Origin of the sequence: Hoyosella levis (genome assembly GCF_026008515.1) — a bacterium.
In the GTDB taxonomy this organism is placed as follows: domain Bacteria; phylum Actinomycetota; class Actinomycetes; order Mycobacteriales; family Mycobacteriaceae; genus Lolliginicoccus; species Lolliginicoccus levis.
In genome coordinates, this window is record NZ_BQYM01000010.1 from 14,857 (window position 1) to 34,393 (window position 19,537).

Annotated in this window: 18 protein-coding genes; 7 read left to right on the forward strand and 11 right to left on the reverse strand. The window is 69.3% G+C overall.

Going from position 1 to position 19,537, the window contains the following annotated elements; translation table 11 throughout:
* The first annotated feature begins 18 nt into the window (after positions 1–18).
* Positions 19–1,611: an arylsulfotransferase family protein gene (locus QC765_RS11810; protein ID WP_278314644.1), complete on the forward strand. Its 1,593-nt coding sequence runs from the start codon at positions 19–21 to the stop codon at positions 1,609–1,611.
* A gap of 65 nt (positions 1,612–1,676) precedes the next feature.
* Here QC765_RS11810 and QC765_RS11815 read toward each other — a convergent pair whose 3' ends face one another.
* From QC765_RS11815 to QC765_RS11840, 6 genes are all read right to left on the reverse strand, one after another.
* Positions 1,677–2,552, reverse strand: coding sequence for an ATP-grasp fold amidoligase family protein (locus tag QC765_RS11815; protein WP_278314645.1), 876 nt, complete (start codon positions 2,550–2,552; stop codon positions 1,677–1,679).
* Complete coding sequence (locus QC765_RS11820) at positions 2,552–3,313, reverse strand: phytanoyl-CoA dioxygenase family protein (RefSeq protein ID WP_278314646.1); 762 nt, start codon at positions 3,311–3,313, stop codon at positions 2,552–2,554. Before QC765_RS11820 ends, QC765_RS11815 begins: the two co-directional genes overlap by 1 nt.
* The gene (locus QC765_RS11825; protein ID WP_278314647.1) at positions 3,310–4,134 is read right to left on the reverse strand and encodes a hypothetical protein; all 825 of its coding nucleotides are present in this window, start codon (positions 4,132–4,134) and stop codon (positions 3,310–3,312) included. The genes QC765_RS11820 and QC765_RS11825 overlap by 4 nt, the downstream gene beginning before the upstream one ends.
* A gap of 195 nt (positions 4,135–4,329) precedes the next feature.
* Positions 4,330–5,232: a 3-hydroxyisobutyrate dehydrogenase gene (mmsB, locus tag QC765_RS11830; protein WP_278314648.1), complete on the reverse strand. Its 903-nt coding sequence runs from the start codon at positions 5,230–5,232 to the stop codon at positions 4,330–4,332.
* Positions 5,229–6,398: an acyl-CoA dehydrogenase family protein gene (locus QC765_RS11835; RefSeq protein WP_278314649.1), complete on the reverse strand. Its 1,170-nt coding sequence runs from the start codon at positions 6,396–6,398 to the stop codon at positions 5,229–5,231. The genes mmsB and QC765_RS11835 overlap by 4 nt, the downstream gene beginning before the upstream one ends.
* On the reverse strand, positions 6,395–7,909 hold the full coding sequence (locus tag QC765_RS11840) for a CoA-acylating methylmalonate-semialdehyde dehydrogenase (RefSeq protein ID WP_278314650.1): 1,515 nt from the start codon (positions 7,907–7,909) through the stop codon (positions 6,395–6,397). Before QC765_RS11840 ends, QC765_RS11835 begins: the two co-directional genes overlap by 4 nt.
* 191 nt (positions 7,910–8,100) lie before the next feature.
* On the opposite strand from QC765_RS11840, the gene QC765_RS11845 reads away from it, so the two are divergent.
* Positions 8,101–8,643, forward strand: coding sequence for a MarR family winged helix-turn-helix transcriptional regulator (locus QC765_RS11845; RefSeq protein ID WP_278314651.1), 543 nt, complete (start codon positions 8,101–8,103; stop codon positions 8,641–8,643).
* A gap of 7 nt (positions 8,644–8,650) precedes the next feature.
* Here the strand turns inward: QC765_RS11845 and QC765_RS11850 are convergent, their stop codons facing one another.
* The 5 genes from QC765_RS11850 to QC765_RS11870 form a co-directional block, all read right to left on the reverse strand.
* Positions 8,651–9,568, reverse strand: coding sequence for an SMP-30/gluconolactonase/LRE family protein (locus tag QC765_RS11850; RefSeq protein WP_278314652.1), 918 nt, complete (start codon positions 9,566–9,568; stop codon positions 8,651–8,653).
* Positions 9,569–9,587: 19 nt separating this feature from the next.
* The gene (locus tag QC765_RS11855; protein ID WP_278314793.1) at positions 9,588–10,796 is read right to left on the reverse strand and encodes an alpha/beta fold hydrolase; all 1,209 of its coding nucleotides are present in this window, start codon (positions 10,794–10,796) and stop codon (positions 9,588–9,590) included.
* A 157-nt stretch (positions 10,797–10,953) separates the two neighbouring features.
* Positions 10,954–11,094 (reverse strand): hypothetical protein, encoded by a 141-nt coding sequence (locus QC765_RS11860; RefSeq protein ID WP_278314653.1) that lies wholly within the window; start codon positions 11,092–11,094, stop codon positions 10,954–10,956.
* Positions 11,095–11,171: 77 nt separating this feature from the next.
* Positions 11,172–12,176 carry an EamA family transporter gene (locus QC765_RS11865; protein WP_278314654.1) on the reverse strand — a complete coding sequence of 335 codons (1,005 nt, stop codon included), beginning with the start codon at positions 12,174–12,176 and terminating at the stop codon, positions 11,172–11,174.
* 8 nt (positions 12,177–12,184) lie between these two features.
* On the reverse strand, positions 12,185–13,039 hold the full coding sequence (locus QC765_RS11870) for a TspO-related membrane protein (protein ID WP_278314655.1): 855 nt from the start codon (positions 13,037–13,039) through the stop codon (positions 12,185–12,187).
* A gap of 250 nt (positions 13,040–13,289) precedes the next feature.
* On the opposite strand from QC765_RS11870, the gene QC765_RS11875 reads away from it, so the two are divergent.
* The 5 genes from QC765_RS11875 to QC765_RS11895 all read left to right on the forward strand — a co-directional run bounded on the left by QC765_RS11875 (position 13,290) and on the right by QC765_RS11895 (position 19,519).
* Positions 13,290–14,669, forward strand: a complete 1,380-nt coding sequence (locus tag QC765_RS11875) for a hemolysin family protein (protein ID WP_278314656.1) — start codon at positions 13,290–13,292, stop codon at positions 14,667–14,669.
* Positions 14,666–15,712: a hemolysin family protein gene (locus QC765_RS11880; RefSeq protein WP_278314657.1), complete on the forward strand. Its 1,047-nt coding sequence runs from the start codon at positions 14,666–14,668 to the stop codon at positions 15,710–15,712. The genes QC765_RS11875 and QC765_RS11880 overlap by 4 nt, the downstream gene beginning before the upstream one ends.
* Before the next feature lie 41 nt (positions 15,713–15,753).
* Positions 15,754–16,494: a PP2C family protein-serine/threonine phosphatase gene (locus QC765_RS11885; protein WP_278314658.1), complete on the forward strand. Its 741-nt coding sequence runs from the start codon at positions 15,754–15,756 to the stop codon at positions 16,492–16,494.
* 497 nt (positions 16,495–16,991) lie between these two features.
* The gene (locus QC765_RS11890; protein ID WP_278314659.1) at positions 16,992–18,002 is read left to right on the forward strand and encodes a stage II sporulation protein M; all 1,011 of its coding nucleotides are present in this window, start codon (positions 16,992–16,994) and stop codon (positions 18,000–18,002) included.
* A gap of 185 nt (positions 18,003–18,187) precedes the next feature.
* Entirely contained in the window at positions 18,188–19,519 is a 1,332-nt protein-coding gene (locus tag QC765_RS11895) for a peptidoglycan recognition protein family protein (protein WP_278314660.1), read from the forward strand.
* Positions 19,520–19,537: the final 18 nt, after the last annotated feature.

Genomic DNA, 19,537 nt, shown 5'->3' on the forward strand with positions numbered 1-19,537 from the left:
GCGAGAGGTGGTAATGCGGTGCGGTACCGGCTAGCTCGGATCGTCGCGGCTTGCGCGTCGGTGACGCTGCTGGCGGGATGCTTCAAGGCTGATGAGGCACCGGTGTTCCCGGCCACGCTTGATGTGGGCTCGCGCACCTACATCACGGCGCCGCAGCTGCGTCCCCCGGTAGTGGCACCCATGCTGTTCCTGGAGTCCGCGACGCCCGGATCACTGCTCCTATCGATCGAGCCGCCCGCACGAGTCGCCGAGGGCGGGGCGAACAGCGATGGGGACAGCGACGACGAGGGCAGCGCGGACGAGAACAGCGCGGACGAGAACAGCGCGGACGATACCGACATGGCCCAGCCCGGCGCTTTGCTGGCCTCGGGCAAGGGCGAGCCCATCTGGTTCCTGCCCGCCCCCGAGGACGCGGAGATCCGCGCGCCCAAGGTGCAGCAACTCGATGGGCAACCAGTACTCACCTACTGGCGGGGCACGAGCAACGGCGGGGAATTCGTGGTGCTCGGCGCGAACTACGGCGAAACACGATTCGTCCGCGCCGCGAACGGGCTCACCGCGGCCCCCCGGGACATGCAGATCACGGCCAATGGCACCGCTTGGCTGATAGCGACCCCCGTGGTCGAGACCGTGATCGATGGCGTGGAGCGCGCCATGCGCACCGCGGTGCTGCAGGAAATCTCGCTGCAGAACGGCGCTGTCCTGTTCCAGTGGGACGCGCTCGAGCACATCCCTGCCGCTGATTCGGAGGTGGCCGCGCCAGAGGATCCCGCCGAGCCGTGGGACTACCTCGGCATCGTCGGCCTCTCGGTCGCTGATGATGGGGATGTCCTCATCACCGGCCACAACACCGGCGCGATCTATCGGATCGACAGGGACTCAGGAGAGCTCGCCTGGCGCCTCGGCGGCAAGGCCAGCGACTTCGTGGTCGAGGGGGACGCGGAGTTCGACTGGCCGCGCGATGCCCGCCTGCTGCCCGGCGGGCGTCTCAGCGTCTTCGACGGGGCTGCTCGCGACGCGCACCGTGGCCTCACCGCCGAGCAACTGGAGGAGGCCGAGGACGCCGACGAGGAGCCTGCCGCCCCGCCGGAATCGCGAGGGCTCGTGCTCGACATCAACGAGGTCGACCGGACCGCTAGCGTCGCGGAATCGTTCCCGCACCCCTTCGGGTGGTCTAGCCCCGGCGCCGGCAGTCATCAAGTGCTGCCCAATGGCAATAGCCTGGTCACCTGGGGCGAGCAGGGCGCCATCACCGAGTTCGCGCCGAGCGGGGAGATCGTCCGCCACTTGGTTTTCCCCGCATCGCTGCGCTCAAGCGGCGCCGAGCTCGTCGAATGGTCCGGGGCGCCCTTTGTGCCACCGGTCGTCGATGCGCGCGCCGACAACCGGTCGACACGGGTGAGCGTGAGCTGGAACGGGGCCACGCAGGTGCGTCGCTGGCGCGTCTGGGCCGGCCCGAGCGAGGACGAGCTGGAGGTCGTGCGCACCGTTCCGCGCGAGGGCTTCGAGACCGAGGCGATCATCGATGGAGCCTTCGACGTGGTGCGGGTCGACGCGCTCGATGTCATCGGCGAGACCATCGGCAGCTCAGCGGTGACGCCCGTCGACTAGGCGCATCCGACTAGGAGCGCCTGGGCCCGCTCGCTACCGGCGGGACTCCTGGCCAGCAGATGCCCTCACGCGCCAGCATCGAGATCGGGCAGCTGCCATGTATCACCGAGGATGAAGTCCCACTCATCGGGGTCGTAGCGGGCGGTGCCGCTGCCGGAGTACGGGGTGGTCTCGCCGAACCAGAGCTCGCCCCCATGGTTGTACAGGTCAACGCGGAGCAGGTCGAAGCCCTCGGCGATGCGTACCGCGGCGTCGAGCATCGCGCCGAGGTTCGCCGGCCGCGGGAGGGGCTCGCCCGGCGTGTCGCCGGTGCTCAGGTCCAGGGGCGTCCAGTCGGGGCCGTAGAACCTCTCGGAGCTCGCCCCACCCCGCCCGGCCTTGGTGAAGATGACCGTGGGCCGTCCGCCAGAGATGGTGATCTTCACATCGTCAGGGACGGTCTCCCCGTCACCGATGCGTTCCTCGACGAGGAACTGGCGCGATGCGAACTGGTATGCCCACTCCCCCAGGTATTTCCAGTTGACCTCATCGAGCCAGCCGCGGGTGTGCGCGATGAGCATGTCGATATCGGGGCGCCCGGTGCCGAGATGCACGAGGCCACTGCGGTGGGTGGGCTTGAGCACCCACTTCTCGGGCAGCTCGACGGTGGCGAGCTCGCGCAGGTCCGTGCCATGCCAGTAGGTGCGCGGGATGCGTACCGCGTCCCCGGCGCGGCGGGCGACGTTCTCCTTCATGGCGAGCTTGTCGCATGTCCAGGTCCAGATGTCGCGCTTGTCATTGAGGATGCGCCAGGTGATCTTCTCGGTGTAGCGGCGCGGCTGCCTGAGGTTCGGTAGCCGGCCGTGGGTCATGACGTAGATGTAGTAGCGCTTGCCTGTCGGCGGGAGCGCGCCGAGGATCCCACGGCTGATGGTCGCGACGGATGTCTGGAGCAGGCTCATCACAGGCTCCTCGCGGCGATGCTCGCCTGGCGGTATCCACGGAACTTCGCGTAGTAGTCGTCATACAGGTCGCCATGGCGCTTCGCCGAGTACGTGAGGAACAGCGCGGCACGGCGCTCGGTGGTGCGGTTGGGGGCGCTGCGGTGCGGGGCGAGGGAATGGATGGCCACGATGTCACCGGGATCGGCGCGCGCTACCTCCGGCTCGGTCCCGGCGAGCACGGCCTCGGGGACGGTGCCGGATTCGGGGGCGAACAGGTCCTCGGGCAGCCCGGGGCCGGCATAGTGCTCATGGTGCAGGCCGGGGAAGAACTCGACGCCCCCGTTCTCGGCATCGGCACGGTCGATCGCGACCATCAGGGACAGCACCGAGCTCGCGGGCACGGGCATCTCCTGCCAAGCGGTGTAGTCCTGGTGCACGGTGTACCCATGCACCCCCGGGCCCTTGAAGATCAGCTTGTCCTTGAGCAGGACGGCCTCCTCGCCGAGCAGCTCGGCGGCCATCCCGAGCAGGCGCGGATCCCGCACGAGGGCGGCGAGGACCGGCGAGACATCGATGACAGGATCGAGGCGGTCGACGACCTTGCCGCCTCCGAGGGATTCGCGGGTCACGGTGCGATGCGCCTCGCGCGACATGATCGCCGGATCGGCTACTAGCCGGTTGCATTCCTGCCGCCACGCCCCGGCCTCGGCCGCGGTGAAGGCGCCACGAGCTATCGCGTAGCCCCGGGCGGCGTAGTCGCGGGTGAACTCGCTGCTCATTGGTTTCCTCGCTGGTGGTCGTGGTGGGCCTTGCTGAGCTCGATCACCTGGCCGAGCGGCTCGCATCGAGCGCTGCGGTAGGTCGATGCACCGATGCCGCCGTCGACGGCGAACACCCCGAAGGCTGGTCGTCCCTCGCTCGCGCCGAGGGCAGCGAGGGCGAGCGTGGTGGCGGTCCCGATCCCTTGCCCGCGGCTCGCTGGCCGGATGAGGAGGTTCTTCAGCCGGATCGCTTGGGGGGTCATCATGGCGCCGACGCTGCCGTGGCACTGCTGCCCTGATCGGATGAGGAAGAAGCGCACCGCGCCGGAACGCCATTTGGCGTGCTCGAACCGGGCCCACAGGGCCGCGGAACGGTCATAGCCGTCAGGTCCGCCCTGGGATTCGCTGTCGATGCGAGCCTTGATCGCCCAGGCGGGCTCGTCGTGGATCTCCTCGAGCTGCACCCCGCCGCTGATTGAGCCGAGGCCTGCCGTGGGACGGATGTAGACCGATTCCGTCCGGCGCTGGTAGCCGTGGTCGAGGAAGTGCTGCTCGATCAGCAGGCTGGGCTCGGTGAGGTAGAGGCGGGTGAGGGCGTGGCCGCGCCTTCGATCGCTGGCCTCGAGACGGCGGCGCAGGCGGGCAGGATGCATGGCCAGCGGCGTTCCGGGTGGCTGGCAGGTGACGCTCGCGGCGGGGAGCTGCTCGAACCCGGGCGCGCGGCAGCTGATCCAGTTGCCGTGGCGGCGCGCGCGGCCGCCCGCGGCGAAGTAGGCGAGATCGGTGGCCGTGATCTCGGCCAGAGCAAGGCCTGCGGCATGGACGGCCGTGCTGACCATGTGCTCTCCCCCCGGAGCGACGTGCGGGCGACGTGGCCCTGTACGGCTACGAACACTAGCCCCGGGCGGGAGAGCACCGGTATTGCGCCGGTCACAAAGCGGCGCTTAGTGACGAGGTCGCCGGACGGACTGCAGTGTGTCGCAGTACATCCCAGTAATCACAAACCGGACGATCCCGGCGGTGGCGGATTCTGCTCAGCTGCTGCGGCGGCGGACATCCTCGATGATCGATGAGAAGTCCCGGCCCTTGCCGTCCTCGCTGAGGTAGCGGTGATACAGCGCGGCGGCTTGCTCGGCGAGCGCGCCGTCGACCCCGTGCGCGCGCAACGCTGACGTGGCGAGGCCGAGGTCCTTGTCCATCAGCTCCACCGCGAAGCCCGGCACATACCCGCGATTGGCCGGGGACGCGGGGACTGGTCCCGGCACCGGGCAGTAGGACGTGAGCGCCCAGCACTGGCCGGATGCCTGCGAGGCCACCGCGAACAGGGCCTCGTGGCTCAGCCCGAGATGCTCGCCAAGCACGAATGCCTCGCTCACTCCGATCATGGTGATGCCGAGGATCAGGTTGTTGCAGATCTTCGCGGCCTGTCCGGCGCCGGGACCGCCGCAATGGACGATCGTCCGGCCCATCACGTCGAGCAGGGGTCGCGCGGCCTCCATGGCCTCGTCCGGTCCGCCGACCATGAAGGTCAGGGTGCCTGCTTCCGCGCCTGCCACGCCGCCCGAGACAGGCGCATCGACGCAGTGGAACCCGGCGTGCCCGATGCGCTCGTGGGCACGCCGGGCATCGGCCACATCGATGGTGGAGCACTCGAGGAACAGGGCGCCCGGCCGGGCCGCGGGCAGCGCGTGGTCGAGCACCTCATGGACGTGGCGGCCGCCCGGCAGCATCGTCAGCACGATATCGGCCCCCGAGACGGCCTCCTCGATACTGCTCGCTGTGGCGATGCCGTGCTCGCGGGCAACCTGCAGCGCTGCGGGCACCACATCGAATCCGGTGACGGGGTAGCCCGCGGTGGCGAGGTTGCGGCACATGGGTGCTCCCATGTGCCCGAGGCCGATGAAAGCGACGGTGGGCAGTGGATCCTTGGTGGTCATGAGGCGGCTTTCTGGTTGGTGCGTGGGCGGAGGGTATCGCGGGCGATGATGCGGTGCATGATCTCGCTTGCGCCCTCGAGGATGCGATGGACGCGCAGGTCGCGCACGATCTTCTCGATGCCGTAGTCGGCGAGGTAGCCATAGCCGCCGTGCAGCTGCAAGGCCTGGTCGGCAATGGTGTAGCAGGTCTCGGTGACGTGATGCTTGGCCATCGCGCACAGCACTGTCTGGTCGGGATCCCCCCGGTCCAGGGCGCTCGCGGCGCGCCACAGGATGCTGCGGGAGGTCTCGATGCCCAGGCGCATCCCGGCGATGGTCGCTTGCACGGTCTCCCGCTCGGCGAGCGGCTCGCCGAACGCGATGCGCTCCCGGGCATGCCGGACGGTCGCCCCGAGGGCGGCTTCCGCCCCGCCGAGCGAGCATGCGGAGATCCCGAGCCTGCCTCCATCGAGGCCGGCCATGGCGATGGCGAAGCCCTGGCCGGATTCGCCAAGCATGTTGACCGCGGGCACGCGCGCGCGATCGAGGATCACTTGCCGGGTGGGCTGGGCATGCCAGCCCATCTTGCGCTCCTCCGCGCCGAAGGAGAGGCCGGGAGTGCCCGCGGGGACGAGGATCGCGCTGATCCCACGGGCACCCTCGCCTCCGGTGCGGGCCATCACCAGGTAGAGATCGCTGGTGCCAGCGCCGGAGATGAACTGCTTGGTCCCGGAGAGAACGAGCTCATCGCCCTCGAGCCGAGCGGTGGTGGACAATGCCGCGGCATCCGATCCTGCCCCGGGCTCGGTCAGGCAATACGAGGCCAGCGCCTCCATGCCGCACAGGCGGGGCAGCCACTGCTCGCGCTGCGCCGCGCTGCCGTGGGTGTCGATCATGGTGGCGACCATGTTGTGGATCGAGACGTAGGCCGCGATCGTCGGGCACGCTCGCGCCAGGGCGGCGTAGATGCGGACGGCGTCGAGGCGCGCCAGCCCCGCGCCGCCATGGTCCTCGCGCACGGTGATGCCCCCCATGCCGAGCGCGCCCGCCTCGCGCAGCACTTCCACGGGGAAGTGCGACCGCTGGTCCCAGTCGAGGGCGTGCGGGGCGATACGGGCCGCCGCGAAGTCCTCGACGGTGGCGAGGATGTCGCGGTCGGCCGCATCAAGCACGAAGAGGTTTTTCATCGCATCGTGGGGATCGAGAAGTGATCCGTCGCGGCGCCCGCCTGCTGGATCCCGGACGGCCAGCGCTCGGTGACGGTCTTGGTGCGGGTGTAGAAGCGGATGGCGTCGGGGCCGTGCTGGTTGAGGTCGCCGAACATCGATGCCTTCCATCCGCCGAAGGTGTGGTAGGCGACGGGAACAGGAATGGGGACGTTGATCCCGACCATGCCGACCTGCACGCGGGACGCGAAGTCGCGCGCGGCAGCACCATCGCGGGTGAAGATCGCCACGCCGTTGCCGAACTCGTGCTCGCTCGGCAGGCGCAACGCATCCTCATAGGTGTCCGCGCGCACCACCGAGAGCACGGGGCCGAAGATCTCCTCGGTGTAGGAGCGGGAGGTGGTGGGCACCCGGTCGAGCAGGGTGGGTCCGGTGAAGAAGCCGTTCTCGTGGCCTTCCACGACGAGGCCGCGGCCGTCGATCACCAGGTCCGCGCCGTCCTGCACGGCGATGTCGATGTAGTCGTTCACCCGGGTGACAGCCTCGGCGTTGACCAGCGGGCCGAAGTCCACCGACGGATCATCGGAGGCGCCCACGACGAGTCCCTTGACCCGCTCGGCGAGGCGCGCGACGAGCGCCTCCGCGGTGTCCTCGCCGACGGGCACCACCACCGAGATCGCCATGCACCGCTCGCCCGCCGAGCCGTAGCCCGCGCCCACCACCGCGTCGACGACCTGGTCGAGATCGGCATCGGGCATGACGATGGCGTGGTTCTTCGCGCCGCCGAAGCAGTGGGCGCGCTTGCCGTTCGCGGTGGCGGTGGAATAGATGTAGCGGGCTATCGGCGTCGAGCCGACGAACCCGACGGCGGTGACCTGCTCGTGGTGGAGCAGCGCGTCGACGGATTCCTTGTCGCCGTGAACGACGTTGAACACCCCTGGAGGGAGCCCGGCCTCGAGGAAGAGCTCGGCGAGCCGGACCGGCACCGAGGGGTCTCGCTCGGAGGGCTTGAGCACGAAGGAGTTTCCGCAGGCGATCGCGGGCGCGGCCTTCCACAGCGGGATCATCGCGGGGAAGTTGAACGGGGTGATCCCGGCGACCACGCCGAGCGGCTGGCGCATCGAGTAGACGTCGATGCCTGCTCCGGCGTCGGTGGTGTGCTCGCCCTTGAGCAGGTGCGGGATGCCGCAGGCGAACTCGACGACCTCGAGGCCGCGCTGGAGGTCGCCGTGCGCGTCGGCGACGGTCTTGCCATGCTCGTCGGAGAGCATCTTGGCGAGCTTGTCGCGCTCGGGCTCGACAAGCTGGAGGAACCGGGCGAGCACGCGGGCGCGGCGCTGCGGGTTCCAGGTCGCCCATTCGGCTTGCGCGGTGGCGGCGGATCGCACGGCCTCATCGACGTCGGCACTGTTGGCGAGGGGGACGCGCGCCTGCTCGTCCCCGCTGCTCGGGTGGTAGACGGGGGCGGTGCGGGTGCTTGATCCGGCGGTGGGCTTGCCGTGGATGAAGTGCGGGATGTCGCGCACGGTCATGGTGGTCCTCTGCTGTCGCGAAAGCATGTGCTGAAAACTGCGGTAGTCCGATAGTAGGACGTCCAAGTGTTTTGCGCCACGCTGGCACGCCGCAATGCGCTCGAGGGCTCCTGCCTCCCCGCAAGATCGGCTCCATCGGCCGAGTGGCACGGCGACCGAGGGCCACGCCCGCGATGAAGCATGATGGACGCATGGAACCGCGCCGACCACTGCCGTTCGACCCGATCGCGACCGCCCGCGCGCATTGGGCCGCGAACGACTGGCACGATGCCGCGCCGGGGATGGCCGCCGTCACCTCGGTGATGCGCGCCCACCAGCTGATGCTCGCCAAGGTCGAGAAAGCGCTGCGGCCCTTCGGTCTGACCTTCGCTCGCTATGAGGTCCTGATGCTGCTGAGCTTCACCCGCCAGGGCGAGATCCCCATGGCCCGCGCTAGCTCACGCCTGCAAGTGCACCCCACCTCGATCACCAATGCCGTCGACCGCCTCGAGGAAGCCGGGCTCGTGCGCCGCGAGCCACACCCCGATGATCGCCGCACCACCCTGATCCGGATCACCGACGAGGGCCGGCGCATCGCGCGCTCCGCGACCGACGAGGTCAATGAGCAGGTGTTCGCCGCGCTGCCCATCGCCGAGGAGGACATCGAGCAGCTCGTCGCCGTGCTTACCCGCTTCCGCTCCGCCGCCGGTGACTTCACCGATTCGCAGGCCCCGAGCGGGCCCGCCGGGAACTAGCGCACTGCTACAGCCGCGCGTGGGCGATGGCGCTGCTCGTCAGCGAGCCGAACCACAGCTCCCCGCCCTGCTCCCGGACACTGGTGAGCATCGAGAAGCCGTCGACGCGCCCGTACTCCTCGTGCGCGACGATCCCGCGATCGTCGTAGGCGAGGAAGCCGATCTCGGCAGTGGGCTTGGGCAGCAGCTTCTCCGGGACCTGCCGCAGCGCCCGCCGGACGGCCCGCGGCAGGTGGCCCACTACATCGAGCGCGGCGTTGCGCGGGTTGCCCAGCGCCACCCAGATCAGGCCATCGGTGCCGGTCGAGCAGTTGTCGGGGTAGCCGGGCAGGTCCTCGGCGAAGGGCTCCGCCGTTCCAGCCGCATCACCAGTGAGCCAGATCCGCTCGATGCGGCGCGTGGTCGTTTCCGCCACGATCACATAGGACTCGTCGATCGCGAGCGCTACACCATTGGCGAACTGCAGGCCATCGCGCATGACCTCGACCGTTCCGTCGGGGTCCCGGCGGATCAGCCGGCCCGTTCCGGTTCGCTCGATCATCTCCGCGCGCCACTTCGGGATGGAATGCACGGTCGAGGAATCGCTGAAGAAGATCGTGCCGTCCCTGGCGACAGCCGCATTGTTGCAGGTGCGCAGCGGAACCCCATCGACCGATTCAACGAGCACGCGAACCGTGCCATCGGCGAGGGACACGGCCAGCAACCCGGCGTCGCAGGCGCACACCAGCAGCTCATCGGTGCCGAGCAGCTCGATGCCCAGCGGGCGGCCAGGAACTGTCGCGACCGTGGCGACCTCGCCCTCGCGCGTTCGCGAGATGATGCGACCATCGACGAGCCCCGCGTACAACGTGCCATGCTCGTCGAGCACGATGTCCTCCGGCCCCTCGCCGGGAATCGGATGAACGGCCAGGTAGGCAGTGCTCACATGCACTCCTTCTCGATAGCTAGCAGGTCGATCGCGCTGGTATCCCCCGGAACCGGTCTGCCAGGTAGTCGTAGGCGTCATTGAAGCCCAGCGCTGCCGGGATCAGGTGTTCTGCCACATCGTAGGTGACAAACGTCAAGGGCGAGCCCGATGCGCAGTACCGCTGGGCGATCTCCGCGACTCCGTCATAGGGCGTGAGGGGATCAAGCTTGCCATGCCACATGTAGACGGGAATGGAGGGAACGCCATCGAAGTAGCGGATGCTGTTCTCCCGCAGGACTTCCCGTGCCTCGCTATTGCGCAGCCAGCCCTGCGAGCGCGTCAGCTGCGCCGCGCCCCGGAACGCGCCGTGGAACAGGATCGAGCGACGGCACTCGTTGCTCATGAAGTCACGCAGCCGCTGTCCCTCCGGGTTGAGCTCCGGGGACATGCGGAACCGCTCCGGGTACTCCCGCTCCAGGCCGATCGCCGCAGCGAAGCCAAGCCCGAAGCCTGGGTGCGGCTCATCGCCGATGACCTCTGCCATTTGCTCGAGGTCCGCGGGCAGCCCGCCCTGGACCGCGCCGACGAGCTCGAGCTCGGGAGCATACTCGGGCTGCAGCGCTGCCGCCCACGCCGTGGACATCGCCCCGCCTGAATACCCGGCGAGCCCCACAGGGCTTGATTCGAGCCCGAGCTGCGGCAGGCTGCGCACCGCGCGGATGCTGTCGAGCGTGATCATTCCCCCCAGCCGGGCGGCGCCGTAGGCATTGCCGGGACCGAGATGATCGGGGATGTTGACCGCCCAGCCACGCTGCAGCGGCAGGAGCAGCCCCGGAGCCTCCACCTGCTCGAGATTGAACAATGCCCGCGACGGCGCGCAGCGCGCGCCGAGAGCATTAACGATCGGCTGGTAGGACAGCATCGGCCGCGCGGCGCCCTGGGGCGCGGGCGCGGGCGGGATGAACACGGTGGTGACCCCCACGATCGGCGCGCCATGCGAGTTCGTCGACCGGAAAGCTACCTGCCACCCGCGGGCGCCGGAGTACACCGCGGCATCGATCTCGCGGAACCGCAGCACCTCGCCGGGCTCGGCATCGGCCAAGCCCGTGGCATCGTGGTAGAACGCGTCGGGGTCGGGCACCGCGTACGCCGGCCCCGCGGTGGCTTGGGGCGCATGGACCGCGGCCCCCGCTAGCGCCAGCAGGCAGGTGATCACCACTGCGACCGCAGGCAATGGACGTGACATCTTCTCGCTAGGACCCACGCGGCTCGCTCCCCCTCATGTTGCCGGTCCCGGCAAGGCAGGGCCCTGACCGATCGCGGCTAGATCACAATTCGCCACCAATGTGACGGCACGCACATCGTAGCGGCGGGAACGTGCTACCGCGAGCCGGGGGCGCGATCTACCGGGAATCCGCGATCTCCTCCTCGGGGCGCGGCGGAACGGTCTCGTCGATCTCGAGGGAATGCGGGCTCTCGAACTCCGGATGCTGCTCGAGCATCTGTCCCGCAAGGGCATGCCCATGTGCCTCGTGATTGGTCATGGCGAACCTCCGATTCACGGTCTCCCTGGGCGGAATCGCCTGTTGCAGGACCTATCGGCGTGGGCGCCCAGGGTGCACTACTGCTCCTCCAGTCTAGGCGCCGGGACCGGCTCGACGGGCTGGGCCGCGATCTTGCTGCGGCCGCGCTCGACGAGCACGAGCCCGGCGAGGATCGCGACTGCCCCAGCGAACTGTGCCCCCGACATCGCCTCGCCCAGCATGATCCAGGCCAGCGCTGCGGCGAACACGACCTCGGAGAGCCCCACCATCGCTGCCCGGGGGGCGCCGAGCCGCGCGATGGCGACAACGCCCACCGCGTACGCCAGCGCGCCCGACGCCCCGGCCAGGACCAGCACCGCGACCCACCAGGGAGCCTCGGCAGCGTCCATGCTGCCGAAGCCGACGCTCCCGGAGAGGACGACGTCGACGGGCAGCAGCGGCAATGGCGCGACCAGGGCGAGCGCGACCACGGCCACCACCATCGCTGCGGTGACCAGGACGATCGGCGAGGTGCGCGGCGCTGCCCGGTCAACGATGAGGAAATAGCAGGCCACGCAAGCCATCGCCGCGACCGCCCAGGCGACTCCGGCCGGGTGCAGCCCGGTGGGGCTCCCCGGGCCCACCACCAGCACCAGGCCAGCGACCGCGACCGCTGCTCCCAGCAGCGTCGCGCGATCCGGCCGCGAGCCGCGCACCAGCCAGGCCCAGGCGAGCACAACGACGGGGGCGAGGAACTCGATGAGCAGGGCCACGCTCACCGGGAGGTATTGCACGGCGGAGAAGAAGCACAACTGCACCCCGGCTATCGCGGCGATGCCAAACAAGAGAATGGTCGATCGATCACTGAGCATCGCGCGAAGGTGCGCCCGCAGCCGTCCGCGCTCGACGAGCAACAATGCCGCGACCAGGATCGACGCCGCCCCGGTGATCCGGGCCATCACGACCGACAGCGGTGACCACCCCGCATCGAGCAGTGCCTTGGCGAATGGCCCCGAGAGGCCGAAGAGCGCTGCGGAGGCTAGCGCGAGGCCCACGCTCGAGAGCGCCGGCGCGCGGGGGCGCAACAGATCAGGGAGGGCCACGTCCCTGACTATCGCGCCAGGGCCTCCGCGCTGGCAAGAGGTTTTCTGCCCGCTCGGGGCGCGGCAACCGCATGGGCGCGCCATCGTGCGGCGATCACCGAGGCGGCCACCACGGCCACACCAACCGCAGCCACAAGGCCGACAGCGGGAGCCTGGAGGTCGCCCGCGAGCCTGCCGTGCGCGATCCAGGCCAGCGCCCACGCCGTGCCGGCGGCGGGTGCCGCGCGCCCGCCGCTAGCCTTTGCGAGGACCACCGCTGCCATGACGAGCCCGCCGAGAGCGCCTGCCGACCATGCCGAGGCCGTGCCCGACGGCTCGCCCGCGCCGATGCCGATATGCACGAGCCACGCAGCGGTGTTCGCGAGCACCATCGCCATGATCCACCCGAGGTAGAGACCGAACACGGCATCAACGAGCAGGCGGTCAACCCATCCCACGGGACAGGCCTCGGCCACAGTAGCGAAGATCATCACCAGCGTCGCGAGCAGCAACAGGATGATCACCACGCTAGCGAGCAGCGCCTCCGAGACGGCCGCGGCGATCCAGGCGGCGTTGAGCAGCATCGACGCGATGGCCCAGCCTCGCAGCCGAGCCTGGCGGAGCGAGACCCGCTGCGCCGGCAAGGCCTGCCACACCGCGTACGCGGCGAGCCCGAGGTAGAGGATTGGCCACAGGACATACGCGGGCGCGGCCGGGGCCAGCAAGGTGGCGGTATCAGCGAATATCCCGTCGGCCGCGGAACCCAGTGACCGGTCCCCGATGCGTCCGCTGCCGAGGAGCACCACGACGCCCATCGCCGCCCCCGCCAGGAGAACCGCCGTCGCGGCGATGCCGCTCGCGCCAGGGTGGTCGACGCTGCGCACCTAGAGGGCCTCCTCGTCGGTCACGAATATTGAACGAGAGCATCCTGGCACATGGCAGCGAGGTCCCGGGCCAACGCGCCCCGAGAGGCACGGATCACCGTGCGGGGCCCTCCCCGGATCGGCTACATTTAGTCGCCATGGACAGTTGTAGTACTTGCCCGTCACAGCGCCTTGATCCTGTGACGGGGCACCCCCTCCTCCCCTCGCCCGGCTCCCGCGCCCGTGACGCCTGGCCGCGGAGGTCGACGACATGCTAGAAGCCTGGATCCTCTTGGGCCTCGCGGTCATCCTGATCGCGGCGAACGCGCTATTCGTGGCCGCCGAGTTCGCCCTCGTGACCGTGGACCGGCCCTTGATCGCCGCGGCCGCAGAGCAAGGCGACAAGGGCGCGCAATCTGTCCAGAAGGCGCTGAAGTCCCTATCCACGCAGCTGTCGGGAGCGCAGCTCGGCATCACGGTGACCAGCCTGGTAATCGGCTTCATCGCGGAGCCCTCGCTCGCCACGCTGCTTCGGCCGCTGCTCGAGGGCCTCGGTCTGCCCGAGTCGAGCAGCCTGGGCGTCGCGCTCACCGTGGCGCTGCTGACCGCGACGATCACCCAGATGGTATTCGGCGAGCTCGTGCCGAAGAACTGGGCGATCTCCGAGCCCGAGCGCATCGCGCGGGCGGTCTCAGGTCCGCAGCGCGCGTTCACCTCCGCCTCCCGCCCCCTGATCCGCGTTCTCAATGGCGCGTCGAACGCTATGGTGCGGGCGCTGGGCGTGGAGCCCCGCGAGGAGCTCGCGTCGGCCCGCTCCGCCCAGGAGCTCGGTGCGCTGGCCACCAAGTCCGCGTCCGAGGGCCTGCTCGAGCCGGATGTGGCCGAGCGGCTGTCCCAGGCGGCGGAATTCGCGGAGCAGACTGCTGCCGATGTGATGACCCCCCGGCCACGCGTCACGTTCGTCGCCGCGGACCTGCCGGTGAGCGACGTGCTGGCCCTGGTCTCGCGCACGGGCCATGCGCGCTTTCCGGTGGAGGACTCCTCCGTCGACGACGTGATCGGTGTCGTGCACTTCAAGGAAGCGCTCGCGATCCCCCTCGACGAGCGCGCGACCACCACTGCTCGCGACATCATGAGCGAGGTCCGCGCCCTGCCCAGCTCCCTGCCCATCGATGATGTGCTCGCCGAGCTGCGCAGCGGCATCCATCTCGCGATCGTCGTCGATGAGTATGGCGGCACTGACGGCATCGTCACCATCGAGGACCTTGTCGAGGAGATCGTCGGCGAGATCGATGACGAGCAGGATCGTCCCTCCGCCCGTGCCCGCCAGCTCGCCGATGGCACCTGGACGCTCCCGGGGCTGCTACGCCCGGACCAGATCGATGACCTCACTGGCGTCGATCTGCCCGAGGGCGAGCACTCCGACACGATCGGCGGCGTCATCATCGAGCAGCTCGGCCGCCTCGCGGTACCGGGAGACACGATCACGCTCGCCGGTCGCAATACCCAGGCACTTGATGAGGACGGCATTCCCACCGACGCGGACGTGCGCATGACCGTCACGCAGGTCGACGGCTACCGGGTCGCGCGTCTCCGGATGTCCATCACTTCCCCGGCGAGCGGCACCGCGTCCGAGGAGTCGCGATCATGATCGACATCACTGGAATGCTCATTGGAATCGCACTGCTCGTGGGCAACGCCTTCTTCGTGGGTGCTGAGTTCGCCCTGGTCTCGGTGCGGCGCACCCAGATCGAGCCGCTCGCCGAGTCCGGCAGCCGCTTGGCGCGCTGGACGCTGCGGGCGGTGGACAATGTCTCGCTGATGATGGCGGGCGCGCAGCTTGGAATCACGATGTGCTCGCTGGGCCTCGGCGCCGTGGCCGAGCCCGCCGTCGCCTACTTCATCGAGATCCCGCTCGAGGCGCTGGGCGTGCCCTCGGCGTTCCTGCATCCGATCGCGCTGGTGATCGCGCTGACGATCGTGCTGTCGCTGCACATGACGGTCGGCGAGATGGTGCCGAAGAACCTGGCGATCGCGGGCCCAGCCCGGGCGGCGATGGTGCTCGGGCCGATCCTGTATGTGATCGTGCAGCTGGCGAAGCCCTTGCTGCTGCTGATCAACTTCATCGCCAACACGGTGCTGCGGCTGCTGCGGGTCACCCCGCGGGACAAGGTCGCGGCGGCGTTCACGGCGGAGGAGGTGGCGAGCTTCGTCAGCGAGTCGAAGGCCGAGGGGCTGATCGATGCGGAGGAGCACCAGTTGCTCTGGGGAGCGCTGAGCATGAGCAGCGAGACCATCGACTCCATCACCGTTCCGCGCACCGAGCTGACTGTGCTGCCCCGTTCAGCGACGATCGCGCAGGCGCAGGCCGAGTGCGTGCGCACCGGATACTCGCGCTTCCCCCTGGCCGACGAGAACGGCCAGCTCACCGGCTACGTCCACGTCAAGGACCTGCTCGATGCTTCGCTCGACCCCGGTGCGCCGCTGCCCGGGGACGTGATCCGCGCGCTGCCGCGGTTCGCTGCCGATACGTTGCTCGATGACGCGCTCGACGGGATGCAGGAGGGCGGCGTGCACGTCGCGCTGGTCACCGATGGCACCACGGCGGTCCTGGGCGTCGTGATGCTCGAGGACGTCGTGGAGCGCCTCATCGGCGAGATCGGGGAGCTCAACGACTCCAGCGGATCCCGGTAACTCCTCGCAGGAGTAGCTACCGACTCACTATCGTGTGCGGGGTGGGACTCACTCTGACAGCGCACGCTGTCACCGACCGGGGTTTCTTCCGTGACCGCAACGAGGATGCGATCGCGGTGGATTCCTGGTTCAGCCAGGCCGAGCACGGAGTGGCGATGACATTCCGGATGCCGCTGGCCCGCCCCACCGTGCTCGCGGTCGCCGATGGCGTGGGCGGGCAGCCGGGCGGGGACGTGGCGAGCCGGGTCGCGCTGATGGAGCTCATCGCGAGCAAGGAGCGCCTCGCCTCGGCGCCCGGGATCTCCGGGGGCGTGCGCTCGATCCATGACCGGATCCGCTCGGTGGGGCGCAGCACGGGCCTCGCTGGGATGGCCACCACGGTCGCGGGCATCGCGGTAGGGCCAGGCTCGCTCCGGGTATTCAATGTCGGTGATAGCCGCGTGTATCTGGCTGGCCCTGACGGCGCTCTCCGGCAGGAATCCTCCGATGACGTGGTGCGTGATGCGTTTGGCAATCCGACGCATGTGCTGTCCCAGTGCCTGGGCCGCGCGGGGCAGGCGCCGGAGGCGAACATCTTCGAGCCGGGGGCAGGTACGAGCGGCGCGGGGCTGAGAGCGGTGCTGTGCACCGATGGCATCCATAGCGTGCTCGACGACCAGCTGATCGAGCAGGCCCTCCTCGAGCGGAGCGGATTGGATTGCGTCGATCATCTGGTCGAGGCCGCGATCCGTCGGGGCAGCCGGGACAATTACTCGCTGATCATCGTCGAACTTGGTGAATAGTCGGTTTTCACCGTAAATCCCGGCATTGTCCGTTTTGGTGCGGAAGTCCATTTATGGTTCATGGCGGCAATGCCCAATCGGGATGATGCCGGAACTGGCGCGAGCACTGCCGCCATGAACCTCGGTGCCGCCGCATTGCGGAGGCATGCTTGGCCCCGGAGGACCGCTTCGAATGTGGCGGAATTGCTACTCACCCCGCCGAGCAGCAATTCCGCGCCTGCTGGGCCCTCGGCTTTGCTGCCCACCCCTCTGGGCAGCACAGCCAGGCCAGCGTTCTCGGAGGGATTATCGAGAGGCCTTCCAGAATTGTTACGCCGCTGTGATGGGCATCCCTTTCTTGGCACATTCAACGATTCCCCGATCGAGGAACTAGTCAAACAATGAATTAGCCAGGTGGGTGCCGGCAGTTCCCGCGATCACGCGAGTGGCACGACGCCCCGCCCGCTGCTTGAATGGCACCACGGCACGTCCGGCAGCACAGAGGGGGCTCACCACCTATGGACAGCGAGACGCTCGCCGCCACGCACCGCGAGCAATGGCAACGGCTCGCCGAGCTATCGCGTCGCGCGGGCACGCTCACCGGCGCCGAGGCCGACGAGCTCATCGCGCTGTACCAGCTAGCAACGACACATCTATCGATCGCCCGCACCACCACGCACGATCCCCGCCTCGTCGACGAGCTCACCATGCTCGTTGCCCGCGCCCGTGCCGCCATCACCGGCACCCCCGCCCCTAGCTGGCACGCCATGACCAGGTTTGCCGCCAGCACGTTCCCCGCCGCGCTGTACCGCACCCGCGCCTGGTGGATCGCCACGACCGTCGCGTTCCTCGCGACGACCACCCTCATCGCCACGTGGGTCGCGCGCGACCCATCCGTCCGGGCCGCCATCGCCGCGCCCGACGAGATCCGTGAGCTGACCCGCCCGGGCGGCGACTTCGAGACCTACTACTCCACCCACCCCGCCGCCTCGTTCGCCGCCCAGGTGTGGACGAACAACGCCTACATCGCCGCTGCCTCGCTCATTGTGGGAGTGCTGATCCTGCCGGTCGTGTACATCCTGTTCGTCAACGCCGCGAACGTCGCCGTCGCTGCCGGGCTCATGGCGGCCGCCGACCGGCTCGACGTGTTCTTCGGCCTGATCCTCCCGCACGGGCTCCTGGAGCTCACGGCCGTGTTCGTCGCGGCGGGAGCGGGCATGAGGCTCGGCTGGACGCTCATCGACCCCGGCCCCCGCGCCCGCGGCCGAGCTCTCGCCGAGGAAGGCCGCGTCGTCGCTATCCTGGCCCTCGGCCTTGCTATCGTGCTGCTCCTCTCCGGCATCATCGAAGCGGTGGTCACGCCCAGCGGGCTCGGAACCCCTGCCCGCATCGGCATCGGCATCACCGCCGAGGTCGCGTTCCTCGCCTACGCCCTGGTGCTCGGCCGCCGCTCGGTGGAGCGCGGCAGCATCGGCGACCTCCCCGGTCGATCCGGGCACCACCACGCGCCCGTCGCTGCCCCCGCATAGCCGCGAGAGGCACCCGGAGGCCTTGCCCCAGCGCAGGTGGCTGCACGATGCGCGCTGACCGATGCTCGATAGTCACCCGACCGTATGTAGTTCGTGTTTGAACCAAGCCTATGGTGGTGCAGCGCTCGATTCGAGACCACAAGGCCGCCATGGCCACTGGCTCGCCAGCCACCCCAGGAGGAACCTTGACCGCGCTCACCCGCAGGCAAGCATTGATGATCGCCGCCGCGGCCGGTACCGCCACCGCCATCGGCCCCGCGGGAGTGCTCGGCGCCCGCCCGGCGCGGGCTTTGCCCCCTCGCCAAGCACCCCGCGCGGTGACCTTCACCGCGAGCGACGGCACCACGCTCACCGATATCCCGCTCGACGGCGCCAGCACCGCCACCGGCCCGATGGGCATCAGCAGCCCGAGCGAGGACTCCCAGGTCTTCGAGATCACCCAGGAAGCCCCGTTCAACCTGCTCGGGGTTACCTGGAACGGGCCAGGCTTGCTCGATGGGCAATGCAGAGCACGCAATAGCAGCGGCGCGTGGGAGCCGTGGCGGGACCTCCACGGCGGCCACGGTCCGAACGAGATCGCGGACCCGGCTGCCCCGGACGTGCGCAACGGCACCGAGCTCGTCTTCCTCGGCCAGACAACGGCAGTCCAGATCCACGTGCGCGGACGACGCATCGCGGGCGTCGAGACAGGCATGACCCCAGGGATGCCCGGCGGGCTCTCCGCCGTGCTCGTCCGCCCCAGCAACGCGCCCCTCCGTGAGCCCGAGCAGGACGATCGGGCACCAACCAGCATCGCGGGCGCCACCATGCCCCGGGTGATCACCCGGAGGCAGTGGGGCGCCGACGAATCGATCCGCGCCCGCAACCCCGTCTACAACGACAGCCTCGGCGGGGTCGCCATCCACCACACCGCGGGCAATAACCAGTACACCGAGTCCGAGGCCCGGCAGATCGTCCGCGGCATCTACGCCTACCACGCCCAGACCCTCGGTTGGGGCGACGTCGGCTATCACGCCCTCGTCGACAAGTTCGGCAACATCTACGAAGGCCGCTTCGGCGGAATGGACCGGCCAGTGCAAGGCGCCCATGCCGGTGGCTTCAACGTCAATACCGCGGGATTCTCGATGATTGGGACGTTCACCAGCACTGCCCCCACCTCCGCCCAGATCACCGCTATCGCCGAGCTCACCGGCTGGCGGCTCGCCACAGCGAACGCGCTCAACCCATCCGGCACGCAGCCCAGGCTCACCGCCACAGGTACCACAACGATGTACTCGGAAGGCACCAGCTTCACCTGGGTCCCCCGAGGCCAGCCCATCACCGTGCCCATCGTGTTCGCGCACCGGGACGTCAACAACACTGAATGCCCCGGCTCGCAGGGCTACCGATACCTCGGACAGATCCGCAGCACCGCTGCCGCCTACATGGCGGACAACAGCGGTGGCGAGCAGCCCACCCAGCCGTCACCGCCGCCGCAAGGCGGAGACCGCCCCAGCCTTGGCAGCCTGGGCCGCTAGCAGCCCCCGCCCCGCGTC